The organism is Rubrivirga litoralis, from assembly GCF_031846415.1.
In the GTDB taxonomy this organism is placed as follows: Bacteria; Bacteroidota; Rhodothermia; order Rhodothermales; family Rubricoccaceae; genus Rubrivirga; species Rubrivirga litoralis.
Genome location: NZ_JAVRHT010000016.1, coordinates 1 through 13,621, shown reverse-complemented (window position 1 = coordinate 13,621; position 13,621 = coordinate 1). Strand labels below are relative to the sequence as shown.

The following is a 13,621-nucleotide window of genomic DNA, read 5'->3' as shown; positions in this document are numbered from 1 at the left end:
CGAGACCGCCCCGCCCGCCCAAGACCACCCCGCCCGCACCGCCCCACTCGCAGTCTGGGCGGGGCGGGGTGGCGGCCCTCTCCTCGATCTCCTCGCGCCCCGCCCGCAGGCGGGGCGGTAGGTTCGTTCGATGCCGTTGCTCCCGATCGTCCCCTACGCCGAGCGCCGCGACCGCCTCGCGGCCGTGCTCGACCGGCGCGCCGTGTTCGACGACGCCGTCGAGGCCGCCGTCCGCGCGATCCTCGACGACGTGCGCGGGCGGGGCGACGCGGCGCTCCTGGACCTGACCGAGCGGTTCGACGGCGTCCGCCCCGCCCCGCTCAAGGCGACGGCGGACGAGCTGGACGCAGCGCTCGACGCGCTCGACGCCGGCTTGCGCGAGACGCTGGAGGCGGCCGCCGCGAACGTCCGCCGGTTCCACGAGGCCGAGATGCCGGCGTCGTGGATGCGCGACGACGGCGACGGCGTGGCGTACGGCCAGCGCGTGATGCCGGTCGACCGCGCCGGGCTCTACGTGCCGGCCGGGACCGCCCCGCTCCCGTCGAGCGTGGTCATGAACGCCGTGCCCGCGCTCGTGGCCGGCGTCGGCGAGCTCCACCTGTGCAGCCCGCCGGGGCCGGACGGGCGGCCGCACCCGCTCGTGATGGCGACGGCGCGGCTCCTCGGCGTCGAGCACGTCTACGCCGTGGGCGGGGCGCAGGCCGTCGCCGCGCTCGCGTTCGGGACCGAGACGGTCCCGCGCGTCGACGTGGTCGTGGGGCCGGGCAACGCATATGTGGCGACGGCCAAAAAGCTCGTCGTCGGGCAGGTCGGGATCGACTCGGTCGCCGGCCCCTCCGAGGTCGTCGTGCTGGCCGACGCCGACGCGGACCCGACGTTCGCGGCGGCCGACCTGCTCGCGCAGGCCGAGCACGACGGCCGCGCGAGCGCCGTCCTCGTCACGCCGTCCCTGTCGCTCGCCGAGGCGGTCCAGGCCGAGGTCGAACGCCTCGTCCCCACGCTCCCCCGCGCCTACGTGCTCCGCGAGTCCGTCCCGGCCTACGGCGCCGCGATCGTGACCGAGACGATGGACGAGGCCGTCGCGTGCGTCGACGAGCTGGCGCCGGAGCACCTCGTCATCCTGTCGGACGACGCCGAGGCGCTGTGGGCGCAGGTCCGGCACGCCGGCGCCGTCTTTCTCGGCCCGCACTCGCCCGAGCCCGTCGGCGACTACTTCGCCGGCCCCAACCACGTGCTCCCGACCGGCGGCACGGCCCGGTTCGCGTCGGCGCTCGGCGTGGGCGTGTTCCTGCGCCGGCAGTCCGTGCTCCGCTACTCGGCCGCGCGCCTGGCGCAGACCGGCGAGGCCATCGCCCGCCTCGCCGAAGCCGAAGGGCTCGACGCCCACGCCCTCGCCGTTCGCTTGCGGCTCGATCCAGGTACGGGGTACGAGGTACGAGGTACGGCCGCCGAAGCGTAGCGCCACTCTCCACCTGTACCCGGTACCCCGCACCCTGTACCCCCACCCCGATGCCCACCCCGCCCGTTGATCTCGTCCGCCCCGCCGTCCGTGCCGAGACGGTGTACCGCGTGCCCACGACCGTAGAGGCGGCGGCCAAGCTGGACCAGAACGAGAGCCCGTACGACCTCCCCGACGAGATGAAGCGGGCCGCGCTCGACCACTTTGGCGAGTCGCCGTGGAACCGCTACCCCGACGACCGGCCGCACCGGCTGGTCGCGGCGCTGGAGGCGCAGAACGGGCTCCCCGAGGGCAGCGTCATCGTCGGGCGGGGATCGAACGAGCTCGCGCAGACGCTGGCCCTGTGCTTCCTCGACCGCGGGACGCCGGTCGTGCTCCCAAGCCCGATGTTCGCGCTCTACGCGAGCGTCGCCCGGATGCACGCGGCCGACATCGTGGACGTCCCCGCCGGCCCGGACCTGCGGCACGACCCGGACGCCATCCTGGAGGCCGCGCAGCGGACGTCCGCCCCGCTCACGGTCGTGACCACGCCGAACAACCCGACGGGGCAGGCGATCGCCCACGCCGACCTGGAGCGGCTGGCAGCCGGCGTCCCCGGCGTGCTCGTCATCGACGAGGCGTACCACGAGTTCCTCGACGGCCCGACGGCCACCGACCTGCTGAAGGACCACGCCAACGTGCTCGTCCTGCGGACGTTCTCGAAGGCGCTCGGGCTCGCGGGCGTCCGCTTAGGCATGATGGCGGGCCACCCCGCCCTTATCGCCGAGATCGAGAAGTCCCGCGTGCCGTTCCTCATCGACCGTCTGGGCGAGGCGATCGGCCTGGCCGCCCTCGACCACGCCGACCTCGTAGCCGAGCGCGTGGCCGAGATGAAGGCCGAGCGCGCGCGCCTGGAGGCGTGGGCGGGGCGGTTGGACGGCGTCGAGGTGCTCCCGGGCGCCGCCAACTTTTTCCTCTTCCGCACGCCGCTCGCAGTCCCCGACCTCATCGCGCGGATGGCCGAGCGGGGCGTGCTCGTCCGCAACGTGACGGGCTACCCCGCCCTCGCGGGCCGCGACGGGCGCCCCGGCTGGGCGCGCGCATCGGTCGGCACCGCTAGCGAGAACCGGGCGTTCCAGGACGCCCTCGCCGCCGTCCTGGAGGCCGAGGGCGTGGCCGCGGGCGACGCGTGACGGGCACAAGCTGACGAGCCCACTCGCCGTGGGCGGCGCGGCGCGTTCGTCCCGGTCTACCACCCCGCCCGCACACGCGGCCGCCCCGCCCGCGTGAACGGATCGGGCGACCGCCGGTCGCCCCGACGCACCCGGTCCCGCCGGGCGGGGCGGTTGGCCCCAGCCCTTCGTCGTTCAGCGTTCATCATTCAGCGTTCCCCATGACCCTTCTCGACGACCTCGCCTGGCGCGGCCTGCTCTACGACCAGACGCCGGACCTCGCCGACCACCTCGCCGGCGGCGTGCGGACGGCCTACTGCGGGTTCGACCCGACGGCCGACAGCCTCCACGTTGGGCACCTCCTGCCGGCGCTGGGGCTCGCGCGGCTCCAGCGGGCGGGGCACCGGCCGGTCGCCCTCGTCGGCGGCGGGACCGGCCTCATCGGCGACCCCTCGGGCAAGCGCGCCGAGCGGACGCTCCAGACGCGCGACGACGTCGAGGCGAACGCCGCCGGCATCCGCGGCCAGCTCGAACGGTTCCTCGACTTCGACGGCCCGAACGCGGCGCGGATGGCGAACAACCTGGACTGGCTGGGCGGGGCGGGGCTGCTCGACTTCCTCCGCGACGTGGGCAAGCACTTCACGGTCAACGCCATGACGGCGAAGGAGTCCGTGCGGAGCCGGCTGGAGAGCGAGCAGGGCCTGTCGTTCACCGAGTTCAGCTACCAGCTCCTCCAGGCCTACGACTTTCTCGTCCAGTACCAGCGCGACGGCGTGACGGTCCAGATCGGCGGGAGCGACCAGTGGGGCAACATCACGGCCGGCGCCGACCTCATCCGCCGCGCGGCAGGTGGGCAGGGGCACGGGCTCGTGATGCCGCTCGTGACGAACGCGGCCGGGACCAAGTTCGGGAAGACGGAGGGCGGGGCGGTCTGGCTCGACCCGGAGCGGACGTCGCCGTACCAGTTCTACCAGTTCTGGCTGAACACCGACGACCGCGACGCCGTCGGCTATCTCAAGGCGTTCACGTGGCTCGGCCCGGACGAGGTCGAGGCGCTCGCGGCTGAGGCCGAGGCAGCCCCCCGCGCCCGCCCCGCCCAGCGTGCCCTCGCCCGCGAGGTGACCACGATGGTCCACGGCGCCGAGGCCGCCGAGGCTGCCGAGCGGGCGGGCCGCGTCCTGTTCGGCGACGGCGACATCACGTCGCTCGACGCAAAGACGCTGGGCGAGGTGTTCGAGGAGGCCCCGTCGGTCGCGCTCCCGGCCGCCCGGTTCGAGGGCGACGGCGTCCCGGTCGTGGACCTGTTCGTCGAGGCCGGGTTGGCGGCCTCGAAGGGCGAGGCCAAGCGGCTCGCGCGCGGCGGCGGCCTCCGCGTGAACGACGAGCCGGTCGAGGCCGCCGCCGCCGTGACCGCGTCCGACGCCGTGGGCGGGGCGGTCGTCGTGCTGCGGAAGGGGAAAAAGTCGTACGCGCTCGTTCGCCTGGAGCGGTAGGGCGGGGCGGGCGCGCGGGCCGTCGGGGGCGGGGTGGTCTGTCGCCGCCGCCCCGCGCCACCCCGCCCGGCGTCGCCCCGCCCACGTGGGCGACCGGCGGTCGTCCCTACGGCCGCGCGTCACCTGACGGCACCGCCCGACGGCGTTGCATGCAACGCCGCTACGGCAGCCGCCCCGCCCTCGGCGTGGGCGGGGTGGCGCCGCTGCCCGCTCGGCACACGCCCGGGCGGGGCGGTCCCGTTTGACCGGCCCCGCCCGAGGCCGGGCCGTATCCTGGCCGCCCCGCCCCCGGTTCTGCATGAGCGGCCTGCCGCGTTGAGACTCCTCTAGCCGCCCCGGACCGTGCGCCGCCCCGCCCTCGCCGTCATTGCCCTCGCGGGCGTGCTCCTCGCCGCCCCCGGGTGCCGGCCGGGGACGGCCCTGGGCAACCGCTACAACAACTTCCGGGCGTTCTACAACACGTACTACAACGCCTCGCGGAGCCTGGAGGAGGGGGAGGAGGCGCTCCAAAACGACGCCGCGGTCGTCGACCGCACCGAGCTGCTCCGCGTGTTCCCCGTCGTGGCCGCGGGCGGGGCGGGCGGCGGGCCGTTCGAGGACGCCGTCGAGAAGAGCGCCGACCTGCTCCGCGACCGGCCCACGTCGAAGTGGGCCGACGACGCGCTCCTCGTCATCGGGAAGGCGTACTTCTACCAGCGCAACTTTGCCGGGGCCGAGCAGAAGTTCGAGGAGACGGCCGCCGCCGCGCAGGCGACCGGCGACCGCCGGCTGGGCGACGAGGCCCAGTTCTGGCTCGGGCGGACCTACGCGGCGACCGAGCGCTACGACGAGGGCGTGGCCGTGCTCCAGGACGGGCTGGCCCGCGACGACGTCGACCGCCGGTGGCGCCCGCGGATGCGGCTCGCGCTGGGCGAGCTGTACGCGCTGGCGGGGCGGTGGGACGAGGCCGCCGAGGTGCTCCGCGAGGGGGCGGCCGAGGTCGACGACGGCGACCTCGCCGCGCGGGCCTACGTCCTCCTCGGGCAGGTCGAGGAGTACGCGGAGCGGTACGACCGAGCGGCCGAGGCGTACACGGCGGCCCTCGACCAGCAGCCCGCGTTCGAGCTGGGCTACGCGGCGGCCGTGAGCCGCGCGCTCGTCGTGGGCCTCGACGCCGGAAAGACCGACGAGGCGCTCGCCCTGGTCGACCGCATGGAGGGGGACGACAAGTTCTACGAGCGCCGGGGCGAGCTCGCCCTCGTCCGCGCCCGGCTGCTCGCGGCGGCGGGCCGCACGGCGGCGGCCGAGGCCCGGTTCCGCGACGTCCTCTACGACCCCGACCTCGACGGGCAGCGCGTCCGCGGCGAGGCGCACTACCGGCTGGGAGAGTTCTATCGCGACGCGCTCGACGACTACGTCCGCGCCTCGGCTCACTTCGACACGGCGGCGACGGCCCTCCGCGAGCCGCCCCTCGAGGTCCGACCGTCGCGGGCGGCCGTGGTCGGGATCGGCCAGCAGGCGCGGACCTACGCGGCGCTCGCCGAAACGGCCCGCCGCGTGAGCGAGGCGGATTCTCTCCTGGCCCTCGGCGCCCTCTCCGACGACGCGTTCGCCGCCCGCATCGAGTCCATCGAGGCCGAACGCCTCCGCGTGTTCCAGGACCAGCAGCGGCGGCTCGAAGCGGAGCGGGCAGCCCAGGCGTTTTCGGGCGAGGGCACCCGCTTCGAGGGCGACTCCCCCGGAGGCCCCGCGGTCGCGCAGGCGCCGGTGGGCGGGGCGGACGTCGGGTTCCTCTCCTACCGGAACCCGGGCACGATCCAGGCCGGCCTCGTCGCCTTCGAGCAGCGGTGGGGGAGCCGCCCGCTCGTCCCCAACTGGCGCCGCCTGTCCGACGTCCGCGCGACGGCGCTCGCGTCCGACGTCGGCGGCGTCGCCGACAACATCGCCGGGCCGCGGACGACGCTGGGGCAGGGGCCGCCGCCGCTCGACATCGCGCGCGTTCCGCGGACGCTCGCAAAGCTCCAGGAGCTCAACACCGAGCTGGCCCAGCTCCGCTACGAGCTCGCCAACGCCTTTTTCCTCTCGGCCGGTCGCGCCGACACCGCCGCGGCGCTGTACCGCGCCATCCTCACCGAGACGCCCGACCTCCCCACGGCCGTCCGCGCCCGGTACGCGCTCGCCGAGATCGAGCGGGGGGCGGGGCGGGAGGACGCGGCCCGGCCGCTCTACGAGGAGGTCATCGCCGCCGCCCCGACGTCGGACTTGGCGCGCGCCTCGCGCGTGCGGCTGGGCCTGGAGGACGACCGCCCCGCCCCCACGCTGCGGACGGCCGCCGAGACGTCGGCCGCCTACGACGCGGCCCGGGCGCAGTGGCGGGACGGGGCGCCGCGCGAGGCGGCCGCTGCGTTCGTCGCCCTCGCCGACGCCGACCCGGATAGCGCCTCGGCGGCCCGGGCCTACCTCGCCGCCGCCGCCGCCATCGCCACCTGGGCCGACGGCGACGCCGCCCTTCTCACCGGCCCGCTCCCGGCTGACCTCGTCTCGCCCGTCCTCCGCCGCGCGCCGCGCGCGCCGGATGCCCCGCCCCGCCCCGCCCCGTTCGAGGACGAGCGAGAGGACAACGACAGATCAAGCTTCGAGCCGGAGCCCGGATTCGAGGACGAGCCGGACCCGGCCGACGAGGAGCGCCCGTTCGCCGACATTCCCGCCGTTGCCGAGGCGCCCGCGCCCGTGGGCGGAGAGGAGCCCGAAGCCCGGCTCCGCCCGCAGCGCCGGGCCGCCGACTCGCTCACCGTGCCCGAGCCGCTCGCGCCGCCCGCCGAGCGCCCACGGGACACCGCCCCGCCCGCGATCGTCCCCGCCCCGCCCCCCGTGGGCAGCGGGCGGGGCGGGGTGGACCCATCCGGCTCCTCGTTCACGCTCCGCGACCACCTTCGCGCCATCGTCGCGCTCTACCCGCGGACCGTCTACGCCGAGCGCGCCCAGGCCATGCAGGACGCGCTGTCCGCCCCGCCCGCGGGCGATCCGCCCGCCGGTCCGCTCCCCGCCGCCGCCCCGCCCGCCGCCGTGGACGGCGCGCCGGCGGTAGAGCCCTTCGAGGACGAGGAGCCTGTCGCGGACGAGGAGCCGACGGACGCCTCCCCGCCCGAGGACGCCGGCGAGGCACTGCCCGAACTGCGGGGGACGGCGCCCATCGACCCGGCGGCGGGCGGGGTGGCGCTCCGACTCCGCACGCTCTCCGTCGCGACGGAGGGCGCGGCTTTGGAGCGCGGGCTGAGGCGCGGCGGCTTCCGCGCCGCCACCGTCACCGACGGCGACGCCTTTTATGTGGTCGTCGGCCAGTTCGAGACCGCCGGGGCGGCCGAGGCCGCGCGCGACGCGCTCCCGCCGTGGGCGCAGGAGGGGGCCGAGGTCGTCGAGCTGGACGACTTCTCGGTCGTTCCACGGGACGAGGGCGGGGCGGGAGACTTGCGCCCCTAGCTCCGCGTTACAGGACGGCGCCGGCACGCGCCGGGCCTGTGGCAGGGCTCCTGGACCCGCGCCGGCTGCCGGAACCTCCCCCTATAGGCCGGGTACGGCCTAGCCTTTGCCTTGGACTCCGACGCCGCGCCAGGGGCCGTCGAGCGTCCCACGCGCCCCCCGACGCGGGCGCCTCCCCCACCCGCTTCATGGCCACGCCGACCCCCAAGCCCGGCAACCCCCGCGACGGACAGTCCGGCCGCAAGAACGACAAGAACAAAAAGCCCAAGCTGTCGCTGGGGACGTTCTACCTGTTCGTCCTGGTCGCGCTCCTCCTCCTCGCCGTCCAGACGTTCCTCTCGGGCGGGGCGGCGTCGTCCGAGGTCGAGTACTCGGCGTTCCTGGAGGAGCTCCAGGAGGGCGACATCGCCTCGTTCGAGGTCCAGGACCGAACCGACATCCGCGGCGCCTACACCGAAGAGGCCGTCGAGGCGGGACGCGTCGAGGTCGCCGCGCCCGAGCCCTCGTTCGGCCGCACGGCCGACGCCGACGCCGGCCGCCGCTTCCGCACCACGAAGCCGGCCGACCACGACCTGACGGAGTTCGTCCAGACCATCAACGAGCAGCGGGTGGCCGCCGGCGAGACGCCTATCGAGTTCACGGCCGACTACACGTCGAGCGTGTGGAGCGGCATCCTCTCGTGGGTGCTCCTGCTGGGCCTGCTCGCCGTGTTCTGGATCTTCATCCTGCGCCGCATGGGCGGGCCGGGCCAGCAGGTCCTGAACATCGGCAAAAACAAGGCGACGCTCTTCGACCAGACCGAGGGCGCCCCCATCACGTTCGCCGACGTAGCCGGCTTGGACGAGGCCAAGGAGGAGGTCGAGGAGGTGGTCCAGTTCCTCAAGAACCCGCAGCGGTTCACGAAGCTGGGCGGCAAGCTCCCCAAGGGCGTTCTCCTCGTCGGCCCCCCGGGGACGGGCAAGACGCTGCTCGCCAAGGCCGTGGCCGGCGAGGCGCAGGTCCCGTTCTTCTCGCTCTCGGGCTCCGACTTCGTCGAGATGTTCGTCGGCGTGGGCGCGGCCCGCGTGCGCGACCTGTTCAAGCAGGCCAAGGAGAAGGCGCCGTGCATCATCTTTATCGACGAGATCGACGCCGTCGGCCGCAGCCGTGGGCGGGGCGCGATCATGGGCGGCAACGACGAGCGCGAAAACACGCTCAACCAGCTGCTCGTCGAGATGGACGGGTTCAACACGGACAAGGGCGTCATCCTGATGGCGGCCACCAACCGGCCCGACACGCTGGACTCGGCCCTCCTTCGGCCCGGCCGGTTCGACCGCCAGATCCTCATCGACCGCCCCGACCGCCGCGAGCGGGCGGCCATCTTCAAGGTCCACACCGCGAACCTCACGCTCGCCCCGGACCTCGACACGGACCTCCTGGCCGGCCAGACGCCCGGCTTTGCCGGCGCCGAGATCGCCAACGTCTGCAACGAGGCGGCCCTCCTGGCCGCCCGCGACGGCAAGGACGCGATCGAGATGATCGACTTCGAGCGCGCGATCGATCGCGTGATCGGCGGGTTGGAGAAAAAGAACAAGCTCATCAGCCCCGAGGAAAAGGAGATCGTCGCCTACCACGAGGCCGGCCACGCCGTGGCGGGGTGGTTCCGCGAGTTCACCGACCCCGTGGTCAAGGTGTCGATCGTCCCGCGCGGGATGGCCGCGCTGGGCTACGCGCAGTCGCTTCCCGAGGAGCGCTACCTGTACACGACCGAGGCGCTCGTCGACCGCATGGTGATGACGATGGGCGGGCGCGTGGCCGAGGAGCTCATCTTCGGCCGCATCACGACGGGCGCCCAGAACGACCTGGAGAAGATCACGATGATGGCCTACGCCATGGTCGTGGACTACGGGATGTCGGAGGAGATCGGCTACGTCTCGTTCAACCTCTCGGGCAAGACCGACCAGCCCCAGTTCGACAAGCCGTACTCGGACGAGACGGCCCGGAAGATCGACCTGGAGGTCAAGCGGATCATCGGCGACGTCCGCCAGCAGACGCGCGAGGTGCTCACCGAGCGGATGGACAAGCTGGAGCAGCTCGCGCAGGCGCTCCTCGAAAAGGAGGTGCTCAATGAGAACGACCTCCGCGAGGTGCTCGGGCCGCGGCCGTACAAGCGGCCGGAGCACGAGCCCGGCGTGACGGCCGAGGGCGAGCCGGTCAACGCGCCCCCGGACGGTCCGGCCGCCCCGCTCGCGGGCGAGGGCGACGGCCTCTCGGACGCGCCCACCCCGCTCGGCCCGTCGCCGCGCATGGGCGGGGCGGAGACGGGGGGCGACGGCGCCTCGCAGGAGCCCGGCCCCGTGGGCGGGGCGGGGCGGCCGCCGCAGGTGTGATCGCTCCGTCTGCGGCTGCCGAAGTCCGAGGCGCCCAGGCGCTGGAGAGCCGGCGCACTTCCTCTTTGGGTTCTCGTCCGAGACGCTAGCCCGGCTCCCGCTCCACACGCTGGACAGGGCGGGGTGGGATGATGTCGAAGCGCTAGCCGCGGAGGTGTTGGCTTGTACCCGCGAGGTCGTCGCGGCCGTGGAAGCCCGCCGGGAAGCGGACCACCGCCGCAGCTCCCATCTCCACCCCGCCCGCGCACAGGTGGGCGGGGTGGAGGAAATGAGAAACGCGGTCTACTGGTTTAGACCACATAAACTTGTTCATGCAAGCTTGGCGCGTTTCCGGGCCTGTCGCGCGCTTCTGGAGCCCGGGCGGAGTGGTCCTGCGTTGCAGGTGGCCGTGCCAAATGAGTAGGTTGTCCGACCGCGCCGGCACCGCAGCCGCGCCCCCGACCACGAACACGCCGCACCGCAGTGCCTACGATCAACCAGCTCGTCCGCAAGGGACGGACCCCGAAGCGCAAGACCTCCGGGTCGATTGCTCTCCAGGGCAACCCGCAGCGCCGCGGCGTCTGCACGCGCGTCTACACGACGACCCCGAAAAAGCCGAACTCGGCCCTCCGCAAGGTGGCCAAGGTCCGGCTCACGAACGGGTACGAGGTCATCGCCTACATCCCCGGCGAGGGTCACAACCTCCAGGAGCACTCGATCGTCCTCGTCCGCGGCGGCGGTGCCAAGGACCTCCCGGGCGTCAAGTACCACATCGTGCGCGGCGCGCTCGACACGGCCGGCGTCGCCGACCGTCGCAAGAGCCGCTCGAAGTACGGCGCCAAGAAGCCGAAGGCGTAGGCGGCCGTCGGGGCGCCTCGGACAGGCCGCCCCGCCCGTCACGTCTCGCCCCTGGGCGCGGCCTCTCGCCGCCCCGCCCCGCCCCCGCATCGCCGGGGCCGCCGTGTCTGGCCGCCCCGCCCCTGCTCCTGCATTTCTGACTCCCCATGCGTAGAAAGCAAGCCGACAAGCGGATCCCGATCCCCGACCCGATCTACGGCGACGTCACCGTCGCCAAGTTCGTGGCCGCCGTCATGCGCGACGGCAAAAAGTCCGTGGCCCAGGGCCTCGTCTACGGGTCGTTCGACCTGATCGAGGACCGGACCGGCGAGCCCGGCGTCGAGGTGTTCCGCAAGGCGCTCACGAACGCCGCCCCGCTCGTCGAGGTCCGCAGCCGCCGCGTCGGCGGCGCCACCTACCAGGTGCCCATCGAGGTCCGCCCCGAGCGGCGCACGTCGCTCGCGTTCCGGTGGCTGCTCCAGTACGCCCGCCAGCGGGCCGACAAGTCGATGGCCAACCGGCTCGCCGCCGAGCTCATCGCCGCCAGCCGCGGAGAAGGCGGTGCGGTTAAGAAGAAGGACGACACGCACCGCATGGCCGAGGCGAACAAGGCGTTTGCACACTTCGCCCGCTACCGCTAGCTCTCACCGGCCCCGCCCCGCCCGGGCGCGCCCAGCATCCCCCAGACATGGCTGACCTCACCGGCAAAACCTTCTCGCTCGACCAGACCCGCAACATCGGGATCTCGGCCCACATCGACGCGGGCAAGACGACGACGACCGAGCGCATCCTCTACTACACCGGCAAAACCCACCGGATCGGCGAGGTCCACGAGGGCGGCGCCACGATGGACTGGATGGAGCAGGAGAAGGAGCGCGGCATCACGATCACGTCGGCCGCGACGACGGCCGAGTGGGACGACCACCGGATCAACATCATCGACACGCCCGGCCACGTCGACTTCACGGTCGAGGTCGAGCGCTCGCTCCGCGTGCTCGACGGCGCGATCGCGCTGTTCTGCTCCGTGGGCGGGGTGGAGCCGCAGTCCGAGACGGTCTGGCGGCAGATGAACAAGTACAACGTGCCGCGCATCGCGTTCGTCAACAAGATGGACCGGACGGGGGCCAACTTCGAGAACGCGGTCCAGATGATGAAGGACCGGCTCGGCGCGAACGCCGTCCCCGTCCAGATCCCGATCGGCGACGGCGAGATGTTCCAGGGGGTCATCGACCTCATCGCGAACAAGGCCATCGTGTTCGACGACACGACGCAGGGCGCGACGTGGGACGAGGTCGAGATCCCCGAGGACCTGAAGCCGACCGCCAAGAAGGCCCGGATCGCGCTCCTTGAGGCCATCGCCGAGCACAACGACGAGCTCCTCATGATGTACCTCGAAGGCGAGGACATCCCCGTCGACGACATCAAGGCCACCGTCCGCAAGGCGACGATCTCGATGGACATCACGCCGGTCTTCTGCGGCTCGGCGTTCAAGAACAAGGGCGTTCAGCGGCTCCTCGACGGCGTCGTCGACTACCTCCCGTCGCCGAACGACGTGCCACCGATCTCCGGCCACAAGCCGCGGACCGAGGACATCGTGACGCGCGAGGCGGACCCCGACGGTCCGTTTGCGGCGATCGCCTTCAAGATCGCGACCGACCCCTACGTCGGCCGGATCACGTTCTCGCGCGTCTACTCCGGCACGCTCAACAAGGGTGAGGCGCTCCTCAACGCGACCTCCGAGAAGAAGGAGCGGGCGGGGCGGCTCCTGTTCATGCACGCCAACACGCGCGAGGATGTCGACCAGGTCAAGGCCGGCGACATCTGCGCGATCGTGGGCTTGAAGGACACGCGCACCGGCGACACGCTGACGGATCCGGACCACCCGGTCGTCCTGGAGGCGATGGACTTCCCGGAGCCCGTGATCAAGATTGCCATCGAGCCCAAGACGAAGGCCGACATCGACAAGCTCGGCGTCGGGCTCCAGAAGCTCGCCGAGGAGGACCCGACCTTCAAGGTGTCGTCGGACGACGAGACGGGCCAGACGCTTATCGCGGGCATGGGTGAGCTCCACCTCGAGATCATCGTCGACCGCCTCAAGCGCGAGTTCAAGGTCGAGGCCAACGTGGGCGCCCCGCAGGTGTCGTACCGCGAGGCCATCCGCAAGTCGGTCGACCACACCTACACGCACAAGAAGCAGTCGGGCGGCCGCGGCCAGTTCGCCCACGTCGAGATCGAGTTCTCGCCGATGGAGGAGGGCGGCGTCGGCCTCGAGTTCATCGACGAGATCAAGGGCGGGTCCATCCCGCGCGAGTTTATCTCGTCGGTCCAGAAGGGGATCGAGAGCGCGCTCGACCAGGGTCCGCTCGCCGGCTATCCCATCGAGGGCATCAAGGCCCGGCTCTACGACGGCAAGTTCCACAACGTCGACTCCGACCAGCTCTCGTTCGAGATCGCCGGGCGCATGGCGTTCCGCGAGGCCACGCGCCGCGCGAGCCCCGTCATCATGGAGCCGGTCATGAAGGTCGAGGTCATCACGCCCGAAGAGTACATGGGCGAGGTGATCGGCGACCTCAACAGCCGCCGCGGCCAGATCGACGGCATGGGCCAGCGCAACGACGCGCAGGTCATCGACGCGATGGTGCCGCTGAGCGAGATGTTCGGGTACTCGACCGACCTCCGGAGCAACACGCAGGGCCGGGCCATCTACTCGATGCAGTTCGACCACTACAAGGAGGTGCCGAAGTCCATCGCCGAGGAGATCTCGGCCAGCACCAAGGAGGCCGCCGCGGCTTAGCGCACGCGGGGGCGGGGTGGCTCAGGCCGCCCCGCCCCGCCTACCACATTTAGACAGCACACCACTCAGACCACGAGAAT

Annotated in this window: 8 protein-coding genes; all 8 read left to right on the top strand. The window is 72.9% G+C overall.

Annotated elements, in window-relative coordinates:
- Positions 1–136: 136 nt before the first annotated feature.
- The gene (hisD, locus tag RM540_RS08165; RefSeq protein ID WP_409945961.1) at positions 137–1,459 is read left to right on the top strand and encodes a histidinol dehydrogenase; all 1,323 of its coding nucleotides are present in this window, start codon (positions 137–139) and stop codon (positions 1,457–1,459) included.
- A gap of 50 nt (positions 1,460–1,509) precedes the next feature.
- A complete protein-coding gene (locus RM540_RS08160) occupies positions 1,510–2,631 on the top strand; it encodes a pyridoxal phosphate-dependent aminotransferase (RefSeq protein ID WP_311663060.1) in 1,122 nt (373 codons plus the stop codon).
- 200 nt (positions 2,632–2,831) lie between these two features.
- The gene (tyrS, locus tag RM540_RS08155; RefSeq protein WP_311663059.1) at positions 2,832–4,103 is read left to right on the top strand and encodes a tyrosine--tRNA ligase; all 1,272 of its coding nucleotides are present in this window, start codon (positions 2,832–2,834) and stop codon (positions 4,101–4,103) included.
- Between the two features lie 342 nt (positions 4,104–4,445).
- Positions 4,446–7,562, top strand: a complete 3,117-nt coding sequence (locus tag RM540_RS08150; RefSeq protein WP_311663058.1) for a tetratricopeptide repeat protein — start codon at positions 4,446–4,448, stop codon at positions 7,560–7,562.
- Between the two features lie 188 nt (positions 7,563–7,750).
- A complete protein-coding gene (gene ftsH / locus RM540_RS08145) occupies positions 7,751–9,931 on the top strand; it encodes an ATP-dependent zinc metalloprotease FtsH (protein ID WP_409945629.1) in 2,181 nt (726 codons plus the stop codon).
- Between the two features lie 462 nt (positions 9,932–10,393).
- The gene (gene rpsL / locus RM540_RS08140; protein WP_311663057.1) at positions 10,394–10,768 is read left to right on the top strand and encodes a 30S ribosomal protein S12; all 375 of its coding nucleotides are present in this window, start codon (positions 10,394–10,396) and stop codon (positions 10,766–10,768) included.
- Positions 10,769–10,914: 146 nt separating this feature from the next.
- Positions 10,915–11,388, top strand: coding sequence for a 30S ribosomal protein S7 (gene rpsG / locus RM540_RS08135; RefSeq protein WP_311663056.1), 474 nt, complete (start codon positions 10,915–10,917; stop codon positions 11,386–11,388).
- A gap of 47 nt (positions 11,389–11,435) precedes the next feature.
- Positions 11,436–13,541: an elongation factor G gene (gene fusA / locus RM540_RS08130; protein ID WP_311663055.1), complete on the top strand. Its 2,106-nt coding sequence runs from the start codon at positions 11,436–11,438 to the stop codon at positions 13,539–13,541.
- The last annotated feature ends 80 nt before the right edge of the window (positions 13,542–13,621 follow it).

What these genes read in the sequence shown, in the direction of transcription:
- RM540_RS08160 (WP_311663060.1), top strand. Translation starts at nt 1,510, where the DNA reads ATGCCCACCCCGCCCGTTGATCTCGTCCGCCCCGCCGTCCGTGCCGAG.
- tyrS (WP_311663059.1), top strand. Translation starts at nt 2,832, where the DNA reads ATGACCCTTCTCGACGACCTCGCCTGGCGCGGCCTGCTCTACGACCAG.
- ftsH (WP_409945629.1), top strand. Translation starts at nt 7,751, where the DNA reads ATGGCCACGCCGACCCCCAAGCCCGGCAACCCCCGCGACGGACAGTCC.
- rpsG (WP_311663056.1), top strand. Translation starts at nt 10,915, where the DNA reads ATGCGTAGAAAGCAAGCCGACAAGCGGATCCCGATCCCCGACCCGATC.
- fusA (WP_311663055.1), top strand. Translation starts at nt 11,436, where the DNA reads ATGGCTGACCTCACCGGCAAAACCTTCTCGCTCGACCAGACCCGCAAC.